This is a genomic window from Ruminococcus flavefaciens, from assembly GCF_900108555.1.
GTDB lineage: Bacteria > Bacillota > Clostridia > Oscillospirales > Ruminococcaceae > Ruminococcus > Ruminococcus flavefaciens_P.
The window spans coordinates 48495-66560 of record NZ_FNWV01000009.1 but is presented as its reverse complement, the minus strand read 5'-3'; the positions used below and the strand labels follow the sequence as shown (position 1 = coordinate 66560).

The 18066-nt window shown below is 40.4% G+C and carries 12 protein-coding genes; 6 read left to right on the top strand and 6 right to left on the bottom strand.

All coding sequences use genetic code 11. The features are described 5' to 3' along the window. Positions 1 to 21: 21 nt before the first annotated feature. A complete protein-coding gene (locus BLW60_RS12285) occupies positions 22 to 462 on the top strand; it encodes a site-specific integrase (RefSeq protein ID WP_074717812.1) in 441 nt (146 codons plus the stop codon). A 279-nt stretch (positions 463 to 741) separates the two neighbouring features. Next, a complete protein-coding gene (locus BLW60_RS12280) occupies positions 742 to 4416 on the top strand; it encodes a glycoside hydrolase family 9 protein (RefSeq protein ID WP_074717808.1) in 3675 nt (1224 codons plus the stop codon). A gap of 156 nt (positions 4417 to 4572) precedes the next feature. Here the strand turns inward: BLW60_RS12280 and BLW60_RS12275 are convergent, their stop codons facing one another. Together BLW60_RS12275 and BLW60_RS12270 are read right to left on the bottom strand one after the other, a co-directional pair. Then, positions 4573 to 4785, bottom strand: coding sequence for a hypothetical protein (locus BLW60_RS12275; RefSeq protein WP_074717805.1), 213 nt, complete (start codon positions 4783 to 4785; stop codon positions 4573 to 4575). Positions 4786 to 4799: 14 nt separating this feature from the next. After that, positions 4800 to 5030 (bottom strand): hypothetical protein, encoded by a 231-nt coding sequence (locus BLW60_RS12270; RefSeq protein WP_074717802.1) that lies wholly within the window; start codon positions 5028 to 5030, stop codon positions 4800 to 4802. Positions 5031 to 5696: 666 nt separating this feature from the next. Here BLW60_RS12270 and BLW60_RS12265 point away from each other — a divergent pair. The 4 genes from BLW60_RS12265 to BLW60_RS12250 all read left to right on the top strand — a co-directional run bounded on the left by BLW60_RS12265 (position 5697) and on the right by BLW60_RS12250 (position 13991). Continuing rightward, positions 5697 to 9527, top strand: a complete 3831-nt coding sequence (locus BLW60_RS12265; RefSeq protein ID WP_074717799.1) for a leucine-rich repeat protein — start codon at positions 5697 to 5699, stop codon at positions 9525 to 9527. 986 nt (positions 9528 to 10513) lie between these two features. Beyond that, positions 10514 to 11068 (top strand): RNA polymerase sigma factor, encoded by a 555-nt coding sequence (locus tag BLW60_RS12260; protein WP_074717796.1) that lies wholly within the window; start codon positions 10514 to 10516, stop codon positions 11066 to 11068. After that, positions 11055 to 13454, top strand: coding sequence for a hypothetical protein (locus tag BLW60_RS16870; RefSeq protein WP_074717793.1), 2400 nt, complete (start codon positions 11055 to 11057; stop codon positions 13452 to 13454). Before BLW60_RS12260 ends, BLW60_RS16870 begins: the two co-directional genes overlap by 14 nt. A 162-nt stretch (positions 13455 to 13616) precedes the next feature. After that, the gene (locus tag BLW60_RS12250) at positions 13617 to 13991 is read left to right on the top strand and encodes a hypothetical protein (protein WP_074717789.1); all 375 of its coding nucleotides are present in this window, start codon (positions 13617 to 13619) and stop codon (positions 13989 to 13991) included. Positions 13992 to 14048: 57 nt separating this feature from the next. On the opposite strand, the gene BLW60_RS16530 is transcribed toward BLW60_RS12250, so the two are convergent. The 4 genes from BLW60_RS16530 to BLW60_RS12240 all read right to left on the bottom strand — a co-directional run bounded on the left by BLW60_RS16530 (position 14049) and on the right by BLW60_RS12240 (position 17664). Continuing rightward, a complete protein-coding gene (locus BLW60_RS16530; protein WP_139283415.1) occupies positions 14049 to 14258 on the bottom strand; it encodes a hypothetical protein in 210 nt (69 codons plus the stop codon). A 142-nt stretch (positions 14259 to 14400) separates the two neighbouring features. Beyond that, a complete protein-coding gene (locus BLW60_RS17290) occupies positions 14401 to 14532 on the bottom strand; it encodes a hypothetical protein (RefSeq protein ID WP_278244735.1) in 132 nt (43 codons plus the stop codon). Between the two features lie 20 nt (positions 14533 to 14552). After that, positions 14553 to 15008: a hypothetical protein gene (locus tag BLW60_RS12245; protein ID WP_074717786.1), complete on the bottom strand. Its 456-nt coding sequence runs from the start codon at positions 15006 to 15008 to the stop codon at positions 14553 to 14555. 211 nt (positions 15009 to 15219) lie between these two features. Further along, a complete protein-coding gene (locus BLW60_RS12240; RefSeq protein WP_074717783.1) occupies positions 15220 to 17664 on the bottom strand; it encodes a DUF6273 domain-containing protein in 2445 nt (814 codons plus the stop codon). Between the last annotated feature and the right edge of the window lie 402 nt (positions 17665 to 18066).

Below are 18066 nucleotides of genomic sequence, written 5' to 3'. Positions count from 1 at the left end.
ATCTTGTCAGAGTGATATAACATGAAGAAAAGTAAAATAGAACAGTTATCGGAAAAAGAATACATAGTCGTGGATTTTCTGCCTCAGCAAGTTCATGCTGAAAGCAGCGGACAGTTCTTCGCTGTTGAGAATTTGTTCCTGCATGGAGCTCGTGCATCAGAACTGCGAAGAAAGTTCTCGGATATCATACTGAAACTCTACTGCTACTATGGGATAGAGGTTTTCAATATCTCAACGGGTGAGACGATCACAAATCCAAAACCTGAGCTGCTTGATGAATGGATAATATCAAATAGATTTGATCTGCAAATCCTCATAGAAGACTCTATGGTTATGATCGCAATGGACGATACGCACATCACCTTATATGATCCAAGTGATAATTTGACTGAAATGATTCGGTCTTTGGCAAGATCTGAGGGGCTATTTGTCTGGAAGCCGCCTCAGCACAATGGCAAATAATATCATCATCAAGCCGAGTTAAATATCACAAGCAGCCTCCTTCGGGAGGCTGTTTTTGTATATAAGAAACTGTGAAATGGGCTTTTTGGCTGCCTACAGAAAATGCATACGAAATCCATACTAAGAAAAGGCAATATAATGTTATGAAAGATACAGTTCCCGTAAGGGAGCTGTTAGCTTTAAATCTGATTTGTGGACTGTGACAATCAATCTTGACATATGTAATGTAATAATGTATAATATTATTACAAATGCAGATAGATAAAGGGAGGGAATATCATGCATAAAAATTATAAGAAGATCGTTGCAGGACTGATGACGGCTGTAATGATCGCGCCAACCGCCGTCAGTATATCAGAGCCGCAGAAAGCATCTGCTTATGAGCTCCTTGGAGAGACCTCATTTGAGTATAAGATGCTCCCCTGGCATACTGTGGAGACAAGCCCTGCGAAGCAGCAATTTGAACTCGATGATGGAACTGCACACATCAAGATCTCAGTGCCTGAGGGCCCGGAAAAGGAAAGATGGGATCTACAGTTCAGGCACAGAAATATCGATTTCAAGAAGGGGCATGAGTACAAGATAAGCTTCAAGGTAAAGTCAAATCGTAATGGTATTGAACTGTACTCATTTATCGGCAATCTCAGCGACTCCGAAGAATACTTTGTGCTTGACGGTTCGACAAACGATATGCATATGGGACCCCATATGGACGGTCAATGGCCTGTTTGTGCTGCAAAGCTTACGACTGAATGGCAGACTTATGAGGGAATATTCAAGCCTTCAAATGATATCGAATCTGCTCAATGGACCTTCCAGTACGCAAAGGGCACCAAGTATAGCGGAAATACTCGGGAAGGCGACGAGATCTGGTTCGATGATATGTCCATTGAGGATCTGACAGATGACACAACAACTCCGCCTGTATTGAACTACGGCTATACTGCCCGCGGTTTCAGCGGACTTGAGAATAACTTCATATCGGTTAATCAGCTCGGATATTATAAGGATCTTAAAAAAACAGCCACACTTGGCGATAATAAAGGAGATTTCACCCACGATGCCAAGTACATCAATCTCGATCAGACCTATGACTATGAGATAGTAAGAGTTTCAGATGATGAAGTTGTTTATACAGGCAAAACGGGTACGCCTAAGAAGGACGCTGATTCGGGCGATACTGTAAGCATTATCGACTTTTCTGAGTTTAACGAGATCGGTGAATATTATATCCGCATCAAAGGCGAGAACTGGAGATCGTTCCCGTTTAAGATAGGTACTGATATTTACAGTGACAGCGAACACAATATGCTGACAAATGTGCTCAACTATTTCTATCAGAATCGTTCAGGTGCAGATATCGAGTCTGATTACATCACATCGGGCGATAAAGATAAACTCGCACACGCAGGTGTTCATAAGACAGAAATGGGCTATGTTCAGAATCAATGGAAATTTGAATATCTGGCAGATTATGAAGCGACAAATTACTATGCTTCTTCAAAGCTCGATGCAACGGGAGGCTGGTATAAAGCCGACGACCACAGCAAGAATATGACAGAGGGCGGTATTTCACTATGGACGCTCCAGAATATGTATGAGCGCGCAACCTATTCACAAGACGGTATCGAAAAATTTGCTGACGGCTCGGGCACTGTCGTTGTTCCCGAATCAGGCAATAAATACCCCGATATCCTTGACGAATGTAAATACGAGCTGGATTTCATGTCCCGCATGAAGGTGCAGCCCGATGAGAAAACATGGGGTCAATATTCAGGTATGTATTATCACAGCATAACCGACCACAGGTTGCGCAGTCTTACCGACAGACCTGATTATATTGGTTATGAGGATATACGTATCATTAAACCGCCGACATTTGCGGCAACTCTGAATTATGCGGCTTGTGCTGCACAGGGAGCAAGACTTTGGAAAGCTTATGACGCTGAATATGCAAATAAGCTCCTTGAAAGTGCTAAGGAGGCATATCAGGCATACAAGGTAAACTTTTATAAGGCAAAAGCCGGTGAGTATGCTAACAAAGTATCGTTCTATGCTCCTCAAACTCTGTGGAAAGGAACAAATGTAGCACCTGACGATGAGGTCTCAGCTGACGCCTACTGGGCAGCCTGCGAGCTTTATATCACTTCAAAGCTGATGAATGACGAAGATGCCTCTAACTACCTTGCTGAGCTTTCCGATTACAAAGACGCATTCAAATTCTCCACAAGGATATATGGTCCATCAAATAATGATTATGACTATTCCTTCACATTTTTCAACAGCGAAAGCGGAGCCGCAGCAGGTTCTATGTCGCTTCTGATGCACAAGGAGCTGCTCACAAATGAGCAGAACGAGATGCTGAAGAGTTCACTTCTTAAAACGGCAAACGATTACATCGACGAAGAAGAAAGTCAAGGCTACGGTATCCCGTATAAGTATGACGGTCCCGGTTATTTTGAACCATGGAGCCGCAGTCCTGATATATATTACTATGGCTTTGAATATGATTCCAACGGACGCGCTTTGAATAATATGATCGCTATGGCTTATGCATACGACATAACAGGTGATGATAAATACCTGAACGGCGTAGCAAGAGGTATGGACTATATCCTCGGCAACAATCCTTTGTCATACTCATTCATTTCAGGCTATGGTTCTTACTGTACAAAGAATCCGTCACATGAATACTGGCAGTATGAGATCGACAAGTCTCTGCCTCAGGCACCTGACGGAGTGATCGTAAGCGGTCCTACTGCAAAGGCTGTTGACTCATATGTGAAGGCTATGGGAATTGGATATGGAAATCCGGACGATCCTTCTGAAAGGTTTTATGCTGATTCCGTAGAATCATGGTCTACCAATGAAGCTTCTCTCAGCAACAATGCTTCTCTTGCATGGATAGTATCATTCCTTCAGGACGAAGCCTCCACAGAACCTGCTGCTAAGCCTGCATCGGGAGATGTTGATGCCAGCGGCGAATTCAATATATCCGATGTGGTCATCTTCCAGAAGTGGCTGCTCGGCTATAAGAATTATCCTATTGCCGACTGGAAGGCTGCTGATTTCTGCGCCGACGGTAAGCTTGACATATTTGACCTTACACACATGAAGAAAGAGCTTGTCAAGAATAGCTTCAAAGATTGTGTCATGCCCGATAATGGTCTGTATTATGGTACGCCGCTAATTGTTGTTGAAAACGGACTTGAACTTCGTCTTGGTCCTGATGAAAGCTATGAAGTTATAAATACTATCCCTGCGCAGACACGACTTTATGAGAATGGATACAATAAGGATAACAACGATTGGCTGTTTACTTCATATAAAGGAAGGTATGGCTGGATTAGAACACATAAAAAAGACGATAATACGGCAACTATCCATTATGATGCTGTTGCGGCTAAGCCTGTTATCTACCTCTATCCCGAAGAAGAAACTGATGTTCATGTGGAGCTTGAACTGACAGAAGCAGAGCTGTCAACAACTTACCCGAAGTATAATAATGGATGGGACGTAACAGCTTCTCCCGATGGTTCGCTTCTGAACAAAGCAGACGGTACACACCACAAATATCTCTTCTGGGACGCAGTAAACTGCCGTACAAAGTTTGATTTTTCAAAGGGCTTCTGTGTTGCAGGCTGTGATACTGAGAGCTTCCTCAAGGAAAAGCTCACCTATATGGGACTTACCGAGGAAGAAATGAACGAGTTTGTCGTATACTGGCTGCCTTTAATGGAGCATAATGCGTATAACCTTATTTCTTTCCAAGGCGATGCATATACTGATTCCGCAAAACTGGATATCACACCGAAACCTGACAGCCTGCTCCGTATCTTCATGACATATGTTCCGCTTGAGACATCTGTCGATATTGAACCGCAGCAGCTTGAGACATTTGAAAGAAAGGGCTTTACTGTTGTTGAATGGGGCGGCAGTGAGATCAAGTCGTAAATATATCTGAAAACGAATAAAAATTATCCGCCTGTAATTAGGTCGGTACTAATATAGAAGTTTTTCAACAACTATCATGTAAAGACCTATACAGCGGGCTATAACAACAAAAGACAGATACTTCCATCCTAGAGGTATCTGTCTTTTTTGCGTTATTCAGAACTCCACAACCTGATCAATCTCCGCCATAAGCTCCTCGGTGAGCCTGAGAGCTGCGATGATCTTCTTGTAGGCATAGACAAGTCTGCCGTTGTCGGTCTTGTCGGGGTTAGGAGCAGGTAGCTCCTCAATAGAGGAGGTGTTATCAGAGCAACTGAATATAGACATAATTCCTACAATTAAAAGTGATAAGATAAGTAGTTTTTTCATTTTTATTTCTCCTGCTATTCAATATCTAAAAATTTCTCTATAACAACCATTATTTCCTCAAGTCGCTTACCTCCGATACCTTTGATCTTACTGAGTTCTGCCTCAAGAGCCGGGAGATCAATGGTCTTGCCCTGTTCTCCGAGCAGCTCATCCCCGTACTTGAGAATGAACTTTGTAAGCTCCTCACGGTTCATTTTCTTGATCTTTCGGTAAGTGTCCCTGTCGATGATCTCTTTCTGTCCCATATATAGCTCATTATTCGTTTCTTGTAACCTATTATACCATATCACCTATATAATGTAAATACATAAAACAGAACCGCCACATGGCGGTTCGCATAGTTATAACGTTGATTTTGTATGCTCTACAATCTTCGAAACCACAAGCCGACGCTGACGGATTTTCGGCAGTTTCTTGTGTTTTAATAGGATCCTGTTTTGTACCTATTTTTCGAGGACTAAAGCTGATTTGACGCTTATTGCCTTTGCAGAAAAAATCTTAAAACTGTAGGAAAAGTGTAGGAAAATATTAGCTCTCACAAATTAATTTGTGAGAGCTATATAATTTAAAAGTGTGGCATATCAGCAATATGATTAGTCCAGAACAGCGATGGAAATTTACACGAAACAGCATGAGGTCTATGGAGCATAAAATAGAGCTTACATATTTAATGCAGGTGGGAATATAATAAGATCAGAGATACTTATGATTTTCTCGCACAGTATATTTTAAATTGCCATAGAATTAAAGAAACACCTATGGCTTTTTATGTGAAAAAATTACTATTAGATTATTAAGAATATGTAAAATCAGTAATCATGTAGTTGACAAAAAATATCCTTGTCCTTATAATATATAATGTTGCAATATTGATATGTTGCAGCATAGAATATTTATATAGGAGGATAACCATGAAAATCCAATTCAAAAAAGCGGTATCGTTCATACTTTCTGCGGTAATGACGGTATCCACACTCACAAGTATAGTTTCATCTGCTGAAGTGGGGTATGAAACAGATGAAAGCACTGTTGCTGCTGAACAACAGCAAACGGCAGGAAACGGTATGTTCGGTTCGCTTAATTACAATGCACCTAACGTTGCAAGTGATGAACCAAATGAAGCAGAGAATCCTGATTTCATTATCTACAAGGTAGAGCATGACCGATATATGTCATCAGTAGTTGTCAACTATCACGCAAAGGAAGACTGTACTCTGTTTGTAGGAATCTATAATGACGAAGGAACACAGCTTTATTCATCAGTTACTTCAGAATTGTCAGCTGACGGAGACGGCTATGCAGAACTGACTATTCTTGACGTTCTTCCTGAGCATTACCTCGTTAAGGCATTTTTGGTAGGAAAAATGCTTCAGGAACCCCTTTCCAAGCCTGCATATTATAATAAAGAGACCCAGGCTATGCAGAATATTCTCAGTTCAACTACTGAAGATTTTGAGGAGGATAATGTAGTAAATCTCGACGAAGATGAAACCAACAACTTTTTCGTATTGCAGGATGAAGTTAAGGAAATAAAAACTCCTGATGATGCGGTTGAGCAAGATGAAGACGGACGTTTTATCTTTAAAAAGTGCGATGAGATCAGTGTACTCAAAAAAGGCGATAAGGCTGTTGTATATGCTGAAAATGATATCGTTGCATTTGTTGTAGAAAAATCAGAAGTCAGCGGAGACAATATTATTATCACACCTGTTGCCGATGCTGATGTAAGTGAGATATTCAAATTTATCAAAGTTGATACTACTGAGATTGAAGAAATAGAGCAAAAGGCTGCTCCTGAATCAACTGATCAAACAGAACCTAAAAAAGCACCTGATGCTTTTGAACCTCTATATCTTGATTCGCCAACGTGTCTTGATAAAGATCATGCTTCGTTACCAACTTTTACATCAGAATTATCATACGAGTTATTAACCGTGGAAGATAAAAAGTTACTTGCAAAACTGTCGTTAGAAGTTAATGTTGAAGTTTATTACAGTTTCTGGGATTTATATTTTAGTTTTGAAGGAACAGCAGAAGTTTCCTTTTCTGTTGAAGGTGAAATTGAAACGGATATACCCATACCTTGTAAGTTGCTTAAGCCTAAAACATATAGTGCTTTTTCAGATGCGGATTTTCCAATTGTAGGCAATAAAATAATAGGAATATCAGTTGAACCAAAATTGGAATTTTTTGGAAAGGGTAATGTTTCTTATTCATATACAAAAGAATATACATTTAGTGGTTCTACTTATACTGGTTTTGATTTTAATGCTAAAGATCCAGTGGTAAAAGATTTAGAGGCAACTATAGAAGTAGGTTTGAGAGTTACAGCAGAAGTTAAGCTTTTGTTATGTAGTTTTAAAGTACTTACAGTGAATCCTTATATTGAAGCAAAATTAGAAGCAAAAACAGAGTATGGTTCATCTAATAATTCATATAGAAGGCATGATTGTGAAAAATGCACAGCGTTTTCTTTGGTGTTTACTCTTGGAGCAGATGCAAAATGCAAAATTCTTTTTTTAGAATTAGACTGGAAGGTAGCAGAATTCTCTTTTTCTCCGTTGAAGTTTTATAGGTCGTCGAGTAAAGATGGTTTTTGTAAGGGTGAATGTGAGAATATAAGTCATCTGATAAAACTAAACGTATATGATAAAAAAACAAAGGAACCGGTTTCCGGAGCTGAAATTTTTTATGGTCATGATTATGATAACTTAAATTCTATTGCTGAAAACAATACAACTGATTCAAAAGGTAAATTGGAAGTATTTGTAAAAGATAGATTGCTCAAGGATAAGTTATTCGCCGTTGTAGCAAAAACTGATGATGGACGTGAAGGAGCATGTATTGTAGGTTGGACGTGGTCGGAAGATGCTAAATACGCTCAGTCTTTTGATATTTATGTATCAGAAGAAAAATTAAAACCTAAATCTTTTGATCCGGATTATGACGCTATGTTTGAAGAAGGAAAGGGCGGCGTTATAAGAAAAGGAAGACTGCCTATTAGTTTTCAAACTGAAAGTGATTATGAAGGTCCATTTACATATTATGCGCTATGTGAAAATGGCGACTGTTATTTCTGGGGAGATGAAGGTGGAAGATTGCAGCTTCCTGATTATTATAAATGGGGAGCTAAAAAAGCAATTGTGCTTGATTCTGATATTATAATAGATACTATGAAAAATGTAGTTGATCCTTCTAAAAAGACTTGTAAAACTTCAAAGGACGAAAACGTTATTATATATTCTTTTTGTAGTCCATGTTGGGAGAGTATTGATCTAAGTGCAATGACAAATGTTGATGAGATTCCGGAAGAATTCTTCATTAATTGTAAGCTCCTTAAAGAAGTAGTTTTGCCTCCGACAATTACTAAAATAGGGAGGACTGCATTTTATGCCAATTTAAAGCTTGAAAAGATATCTATTCCTGACTGCGTTGAAGAAATAGGCGATTCAGCTTTTGCACAGTGTATTATGTTAAAGAGCGTTTCTTTTCCTGCGAATCTTAAGAGATTATATGGATGTGCATTTTATGGCTGTGATAATCTTAAAGAAGTAAAATTAAATGATGGTTTGGAGTATCTTGGATGTGCGTTCGCACATTCTGGGATTGAAAGCATAAATATACCTTCTTCGGTTAAAGAAATCGAAAAAACGGTTTTCTTCCTTTGTAATGAATTAAAGGTATTGACATTAAATTCTGATTTCAATATTGCACGTGAGAAAGCCGATGATTTAACAATAGAAGAAATCGAAAAAAATAGTTTTGATTTGATTAGTGATTGTGATAATATAGAGAAAGTTATTTTAAATGATGGTGTTACAACAATTTACCCATGGGAATTTAATAGTAACAGTTTAAGAGAGGTATATTTGCCCAACACTCTTAAAAATATAGGCAGTTGTGCATTTTATGGTTCAAAATTAACATCAGTAGAGCTTCCTGTAAATGTAAGTTATGTAGGAGAGAAAGCTTTTTACTGCTCTGAAACATTAAAAAGTATTACAGTAAACAATCCTGATTGTGTTTTTTCAGGTCAGTCTATTATACCTGAAAATGCAGGCATAATAGTTTATGGATATGAAGGCTCAACTGCTGAAACACTTGCCAATTCAACAGGCAATACATTTATATCTCTCGACAAGCCACAGACAACACCTTCTGTAACAACAACTGTCAGCAATACAAGCACTACAACAACTACAACCACTACCACCACAACTGTTACAACAGTGGTAACAACAGTTGTCGCAGCAGATACTGAATGTGTATTTATTGCAATCAGGGATGCAGCAACAGCAATTGCTGATTCATTTGAAATGTTAAACGTAAATAATGTAGCATACTTTGATCAGCAGACAGCTGACTCTGACGGAAATGTTTCATTCTCATATATTCCTGACGAAGAGGAAAAGTGGACATTTATATTTGTTGGTGAAGCTGTTAATAATGTAGTAACAAGGACAGTCGGTATACTTGATGGTATGAAAAAAACAAGGTATTATGACAACGAACCTATAATAAATGGCGATGCAAACGGTGACGGTGAGGTAGATATGTCAGATATCGTACTTATCATGCAGGCACTTGCAAATCCAAACAAATATGGTGTAGATGGAACAGATCCTTCTCATCTTACTAATAAGGGTTCCGTATTTGCAGACGCTGATGAAAATGGTCTGACAGTCAATGATGCACTTCGTATACAGCTTTATCTCTTAAATAAGATCAGCTCATTAGACTAATATTAAAAAACTCCGACCATATGGTCGGAGTTTTGGCATATAACGGCGTATTCTCTCATATAATTCATTGACTAAATATCGCAGAAGCGGAAGGAGAGACTGAAATGAGAAAAGCACACAGAAAGATAGTCAGCAGATCGCTTGTTATGCCTTTGATTTGTATGTTGCACAAACTTTAGGATCACAAGTTGACGATAACAGATATTCGGCAGTTTTTAACGTTTTTGATCAAACGCCCTTGAGGATAAACTCAAGCTAGAAAAGCGCAAGGATAATGCAGACTAATGAATTGAGGCTCTCCGTCACGGAGAGCCTTATTTTTTTATTATGTGATTGCTTCAGCATTTGCTGTTACAATATGCGTTTCTTGATACACGTAACGGAAATCTTAACGGAAATATTGTGTTTTCTGCCGCTTGCAGCATAATGATCTAAAAATAAAGCCTATGTTTTTGGCTAAACATAGGCTTTTTCATTTGGTGGAGCATAGGTAATTCGCCCCCTGCCCCCCACACCGCCGGAATAGAATGATTTGATTTCATTATTTTGCATACAGTTCACAAGTCCCGATATTTAGCCATTTTCAAATATCAACCATTCCATGTTTTGTATCAAATTCATATCTGTTTTTGTGGCAATAACGGAAACGTTTTACACAAACAAAACACCTAAACTCACTTGTTCCTCCTCAGATATTATTTCAGTACATTAAGCCGCCCATAGGGCGGTCATCATTTTTTTGCAGCTTTCAATAATAGTAGAAGTATCGCAAGCAATTCATCAATTAGCATTGAATCACAGAAACTGATATGATATAATATGTACAATCAAAAGAAAGGAAAACCAGATGAAAACAGACGCAATAATATCATTCTGATAATATAGATATCACTTCTCAAAAAAATTTTTTAAAGGGGTGCGACATTCATGATGTTCCGTACGTCTAATTATCAAAGGAAATATTTCCTGTCGAAAGGAGAATAACAATGAGTGACGGTTCAGGTAGCTACAGCCGTTTTCTCTCAGGTGACAGGGACGCAATTGATGAAGTCATAAAAGACTATAAAGATGGCCTTATATATTACATCTACAGTATTATCGGAGATATGGAGCTGTCCGAGGAAGCCGCGATCGATGTGTTCATAAAGCTTTATGTAGATAAACCTGTTTTCAACGGAAATTCCGCATTCAAGACATGGTTATATACTATAGGAAGGAACAAAGCCTTTGACATCCAGCGGAAACGCTCAAGGATACCGGAAATATCTCTCGATGGCGCTTATTCCGTCCCGACCGGGGAAAATATCGAACAGAATTACTTGCAGCAGGAGAAATGTTCAATGCTGAGACTTGCTGTGAGCAAACTGAAGCCCGAATACAGCCAGATTCTTTGTCTTATCTACTTCGAGAATTTCGATAATACCGAAGCAGGCAAGATAATGAAAAAAAGCAGCAAGCAGATACGTGATCTGCTTTACAGAGCGAAAAATGCTCTGAAAAGAGAACTCGAAAAGGAGGATGCTGAATATGATGGACTATAAGGAAATGGCCGCTATCGTCAAGGAAAGAGGCGATGCTATTATCGCTGAAAAAGCTGAACATACACGCCGTATCCGAAAAGTATCAGTCGCTGTTTCAGGTATTGCAGCATCAGCCGCAGCCGCATTCTGTATCTGGCATCTCAAGGATTCAGCCAAATTCATTAACACGTTCCCTGATAACAGTAACATCATCGAAGCTATTACAGAACCTGTTACTTCTCCGACTGCCGAAAAGGCAGCTGCTGTCTTATCAACGACAGCAAGCCATTCATCCGCGGCAGCTTCCGTAACGAAAGCAGGGTCAACAGCTGTTTCTTCAGCAGATGTATCATCATCAAAAACTGAAAAATCATCTGTTAAAGCATCTGCGTCTTCCGCTGCTGTTGACAGGATTATTTCGTCAGCAGCCGTACAGACAGAATTTGTTCCTGTGGAAACTACAGAAACTGTTACAACATATGATCATGAACAACCATTATACGAAGGGAGAATTATTATGAAACGATTTGCCGCACTTTCAACCGCCTTGCTCATGCTTCCGAATGTATCAGCTGCAAATGCTGCAGCTGCAGAGCCGTTAAAGTATACACGTACAGACAAGTATCCTGATTATATCCAGAATTTGATAACCTGCATTGAAGATTATGATCTGGATATTGACATAAACGGCGACGGTAAATTTGACATCTTTGACGCCTATGCAGTTGAACGCAATTGTTCTGACGAACTTCCTGAATATATCGTCAATAATATAAACGCCTGCGAAGAAAAGATAAATGAATTCAAGCAGGCTACAGGCTTGAATGCGAATATCTGTGATATTACGGAATACTATGTACGTACTCAGCCGGTAAAGCTTGAATACTTTGACCCTAATTACTATATTGACAACTGTCCTGATACATATAATGAACCTGTTCCGCTTGAATATATCAGGCATGATGACGGCGATTTCGATATAATTGATTTCTACGATACAATGTTCTACGAAGAGTCGGACGGTAAGTTTAAAAGACTGAAATACCACGGCAGCGATTCCGCAGACAAGTTAATGTCGCCTATACATTATTTTATAGAATATTATCTCAAATCAGCTATGTGCTATACCAATGCATCATATAATGTAATGGCTGAGCTTATGGATAATGGCTTAGTTGATGCTGATATCGATTCAGACGGTGAGATCGGTTTTGATGACATCATGCTGCTGTATAACTTCCGGGACAAATTCTATGATGATTATTATGAGACCTGTTATGGTTACTGGGACGAAAATGATGAATATCACAGTCTGGAACCGGGGCAGGTACATGAAAGAAAGAGAACATATGACGGCTTCCTTGAGGACTATGAAGAATATATTTCTTTCCTGAAGGAAATGCCCCATTATGATGAAAAAACCGAATACACTACCAATCATCCGCTTTCAGAGAGAGAATGGGAAAAGGCAACAAAATTCTATGATACCGCTTCTCAGTATTCGCTCCATTGCTTCGCTGATATTGAGCAGACGCTGTTTATATATTATATAACCAACTATACGAATTTCAGCCCTGAGATCTTTGACAGCAGTTATTATAACAGCGAGGAAAACCATTTCATCAGCTGGGATATATGGGGATATCTCTATAAATACAAGAATATTTACGAAACATACGGCGTAAACGCTGTCAGAAGCCCCGAAGACAAGCCTCTTGATCCGCGGTTCGCAAAATATGACATAGAAAAGATGTTCCCTGAGTATTATGATGCTGTCAAGAAAGGTGAGATCCCTGAGCCTGACATAAACAAGGACGGAAAGACCGACATTCAGGATTATGCATTTTTCAAGGATCTTTTTACTGAGATACCGGCGCCTGAAGCTCCTTCATACTTTATCTATGCGAAAATAGATGCACCGCTGGAAGTACGTGACGCTTTCAACAACGATTACGACTTTAACAATAACGGTGTCAGCTGTGATATCGGAGAACTTGAGTGCATAGAGCTTTACATTGCAAAGGCTGTAGGAGCTTCGGATTATAATGACATACTCGATATGCTTGACAAGTATTATGCAGAAAATCCGTCCCTTGATCCTGTTGCAATAATAAATGAAGAAATTAAAAAAATGAATGATCCGCAGACAGAAGCAGAAAAAAGCCATGAGGTAGAAAGCAAAATAATCAGCTATATGAGCTCCCTTGACCTGTTCAAAACTGTAACAGGTGATTCCAATATCGACGGAAACGTGGATATGTCCGATGTGGTATTAATAATGCAGTCTCTTTCCAATCCTGATAAATACAAACTGACTCCTCAGGGAAGAAAGAATGCCGATCACGATGACAACGGCGTTACCACCGCAGATGCACTTGCTGTACAGAAAGAACTTCTCGGCTTATAAAAACTTTTCCGTGTTCACATATTACAGCTGATCAGTGTAGACAAAGCAAAGATACTGACAAAAGAAGATATACTTGATAGAATCCTAAATGTTGAATTTTCAAGCTTTATTGAGCTGCATTCCGAGACAAGAGGCGACATTATTTATATCCCGGAACTGGAAATGAAAATCAAACCATATGTCTGGGAAGTAAAGGAAAGAATAGTAAACATCAGCTTTGATATGTACAGTGATGTATTGAAAACGCGCTTTTTTGAGTTTAGTACAGGTTTGGGCCTGCTTTTTCTGGCTTGCGCGGAATTGCAGTGTGATCCCTTTGCAGAATTATTTGTCCAACCGCAGGAGAAGTGTAGGAAAAATAAAGTTGAGAATAACTATATCTTTTGTTGGAGCATGAGCCATGATTTTTGTTTTTGTCGGTTATGCTGCATTTTGAATATGATGTGTCCGGAACAACAATGGGAATTTTGGCGAAATGACGTAAAATCAATGGGGCATAAGAGAGTGCTTACATATTCAATGCAGGTGGGAATATAACAAGGTTAATGATTATAAAGGGACGGCGTGAAGCCGTCCCATAAGTTTTTGAAATATTTATTCTTGTAAGAATTTCTCTATAACGGTCATTATTTCCTCAAGGCGCATACCGCCGATACCTTTGATCTTGCTTAGCTCTGCTTCAAGAGCAGAATGATCAATCGTTTTGCCCTGTTCTCCGAGGAGTTCATCCCCGTACTTGAGAATGAACTTTGTAAGCTCCTCACGGTTCATCTTCTTGATCTTCTTATAGAAAGATGTTATCAACAGGCAAAATATACACTTCGCGGAACTTCAGATTTACGTGATATGAGTGTTCGGACGAGGACGATTAACAGAAATGGCTCAGAGCATTTTTCGGCTCTGAGCCATTGTCATATCTGTGAAGTCACAGTTTCATTTATTTCTCCTATCTTAGCGGAACGAGAGGGAGTTCAATAGGTTCATCGCTGCTATTGGAGCGAGTATTGCTCGTTGTGATAACGTCCTCAGTATCAAACTCCACAACCTCTATTCTTGGCGTGATATATTCTTCTTTCATTCGGGGTTCTCCTTATGTCACTATCTCAGGGGTACTAAAGGCAGCTCTATTGGTTTATCGCTGGCGGTTGTGTCGGACGGCGTATCCTGCACCGCCTGTGTGGTTGTCTGCTGAACAGGCTTTGATGTGGCTGCCGCGGACTCAGAGCCGTCCTGCTGTGCCTTTGTAGTTGTTGCAGGCTCGGCAGAGCTGTTTGCTTGGGTTGTGGCGGCTTCATTGCCTTGCTCGTTCACAGCTTTTGTTGTAGTGGCAGATGAATCCGCCGATGTTTCAGTATTCTTCGCAGTTGAAGTGTTTTGTCCCGTAGGGGATTCGTTATCATCGGCACTCTTTACGGTCTGCTTCGAGGAGGAATCGCTCACCGTAGCAGTTGTTGTACTTTCCATAGCAGTGTCCTCCGCTGATGAACTGTCTCCATTGTGGCAGCCTGTCAGCAGAAGCGCCGACAAAAGAAGAATGGGTAATACTCTTTTCATAAATGCTCCTTGTATAGCAACAGGCAGTCGCATGGACTGCCTGTTGTGTTCCGATTACTGCTGTTCAAGCTCATTGCTTGTGGTAATTACGTCCTCGTTATCGAACTCCACGATCTCCATTTCGGGAGCGATGTACTTTTCTTTTTCCATTTATAACACCTCCTGTTTTAGGGTATATCCTTTCAATTCAGAAAGAGCAGGATTTGTAGATTTAAAATTTAAGATTTAAAGCGGGACGGACACCATACTCGAAATCCACATTGTCACCATCCGTAATGACGCCGCCGTACTCATCGACGTACGCCGCATATTTAGATAATTCGCCGGGCGACCGCAGCCACCACCCAGAGCCGCTGTTTCTTATGCTGTCGCCAAGATCATTTGCCTCGGCAATACTGAGCAGGTAAATGTAATCATCGGTTTTATTTCCGCCGCTTGTGTTATAGCCAAGATTGTCAGGATTGCTGTTTTGCGTTGATACGATCTTTGCCTTATCTTCATCACTAAAGTTGTTGTAGAATGTTTCGTTCAAATATGTTCGCAGTGAGCAGGTTGCCCATGTTACGTTTGCATAGCTATCGTTGTACGCTTTGTCCATAAGATTATTTTGCATCAGAAGCGTAACGCCATTATCGCTCTTGCCGATGATATACCAGTCATAGTTTCCGAATGTTACTACGTCACCTAAGCTTTTATCTGCATAGGGGTTGGCGGGTGCAATATAATTCTTCGCCGCCTCATAATAAGCCATGATAGCCTTCGCCATGTTGATATTCTTCTGGCTTGCACTGCCGTTCGTCAGTACACGGCTGCACCATGAGAGTGCGGAGAACTTGTAATCCGTACCGCCGACATTGATAGTCTGCTCGTCAGCAAGGTTCTGCGGGAGCAGTCCCGTAACCTCATGATAGGTCGGATAATCTGCCTTTGTAGAGTTGATCGTGCTTTCTGTTCCTGATTCATCTCCCTTGACATACAGACGAGCCGCCGTCTTTGAATCAAGCACAAGTGAGAGCTTGGCAGCATCGCTGTCAAATGTTGCTGCATAGGCAGAAGTGTCGGGATCATAGCTTTCAAATCCGTCTGAATAGCCTGAACCTGTGCCATAGAAATACTCGGAAGACGCATTGCCGAAGTCTTTTGTTGCAGTGATGAGGGCAGATGTTTTTTCATCAGCTCCGCTTTCTGCTGCTGTCAGATACTGTGAGATCGAGTAATTTTCTAAAGTATCCACTGTATCGTTGCCCTTGCAAAGTGTCGCAGTAATATCCTTGTCGATGTCCTTTGCGTAAACGTGCGTTGTTGCGTAGTATTTGCCCACAGCTGCATTGTATGTGAGTGCCGAGGATTCATCTACACAAGCACCTGTGAAGTTCACTGTGTATTCAGCCGCAGCCGTATCATCTGCGATACCGTCAACGTAGAAATTCAGGGCGAGATCGTCACCGAGAGTAACGCTTGCATTGGAGAATGCAATAGCTTCAAACACTGCATTTACAGTTACAGCGTTGTCAGGCATGTTAAACGAATAAGTACCGTCCAGATTATCTGTAACATCAACATTACCGTCATTTACATTTATGCTTTTGAAATTGTATCCAACAGCAGATGAGGGTGTCAGCGTAACATTCGCTCCTGCAACCATTTTATTAGGCAGTTTTCCGCTGTATATCTCCGAACCGCCACGGCTGGCAGTTGCAGAAACAGTACCGCCGTTTGTCGGCGTGATATTGGTGCTGATGTCATATCTTTGCTCTAAGATATATGGATCGTCTTCAGTTCCAGAACCACCCACTATCATACTTCTCATGGTTGTTTCGTCAAGATAGAACATAGGTCTGATGTAGCGTCCGCCGTATGTTGCGCCGCTGTAGCCTGCGGAAACAGTATTCATACTTGAACGTACAACTCTTGCACTGCCAGAGTCTCTCATAGTTCTTAGCCAATAAATACTTGCTATCGAGCTGGGATTACTGATAACACCAGCTTTTGTGTAATATAAACTTCTTAATCCGTCAAGTCCGTCTAAAGTCGGGATAGTAAATTGATCTGTTCCGTCACCGTATGTAGATGAGCTGTCGATTGTTTTAGCAAGAGCTAATTCACTTGCTGTCAGACCTAGATCAGTAGCAAAAGTACCACCCGAATCAATATCAAGCCAACTATGAATATCGCTTGTGCTATATGTTCCATTAGCTCCGAATCTTGAAGCTTTAAGAACATACTTGCTCATCATCATTGAGCCATTGGTGTTGGTTTTTACGCAAAACCAGTCAACATCATATCCGTTGTATGAACCCATACGGACATAGAAAGTCCATTTTGCATAATAGGTCTTATCGCCTGTATCCTCTGCGGATATTTCGGTTACGGGCAAGCCGGTGAAATTGGCATTCGTAAACCAACCCTCGAACGCATAGCCTTCCTTTGTTACATCAGTCGGAAGAATTGCGCCTGTACCCTCTGAATAACTTGTTATGTTACCGCTATTGATTGTTCCGCCATTGGTATTGAGCGTAACTGTGCTGCTTGCAGCGTGTGCGACAATACCTGTTTGTCCGAAAAATCCTCCTGTCCCAACGTTCGCAGGCGCAATGCCCACTACAAGAACTGTGGCAAGCACGAATGCCGCCGCTTTCTTCCATGTGTGTTTCATTTACTCATTCCTCCTTATTGAAATATGTGGTGATAACACAAAAAGCGCACCCCACAGGAAACACTTATCCCATGTGATACGCTTGTATTACCATATTAATTTGTAAAAGGGCATAGTTAGCCGTTGATGTGCTGTGCTGTGCTGTGCTGTGCTGTGCTGTGCTGTGCTGTGCTGTCGCATTGTAACACGGTATGGCATAACTGTCAACCCTTCCCCCCCTAAAATTCACAGAAAGTTTACATATCGTAATAAACCATCTGTGTATATTATTATTATATCACATCATATAAAAAATGCAAGTGCTTGCTCAAAATTTTTGACCTAATATTGAAAATTGGTGAATATATTGCTGATTATACGAATCGTAAATGCCAAATATAGAAAAGGAGCTGTTCGACTTAT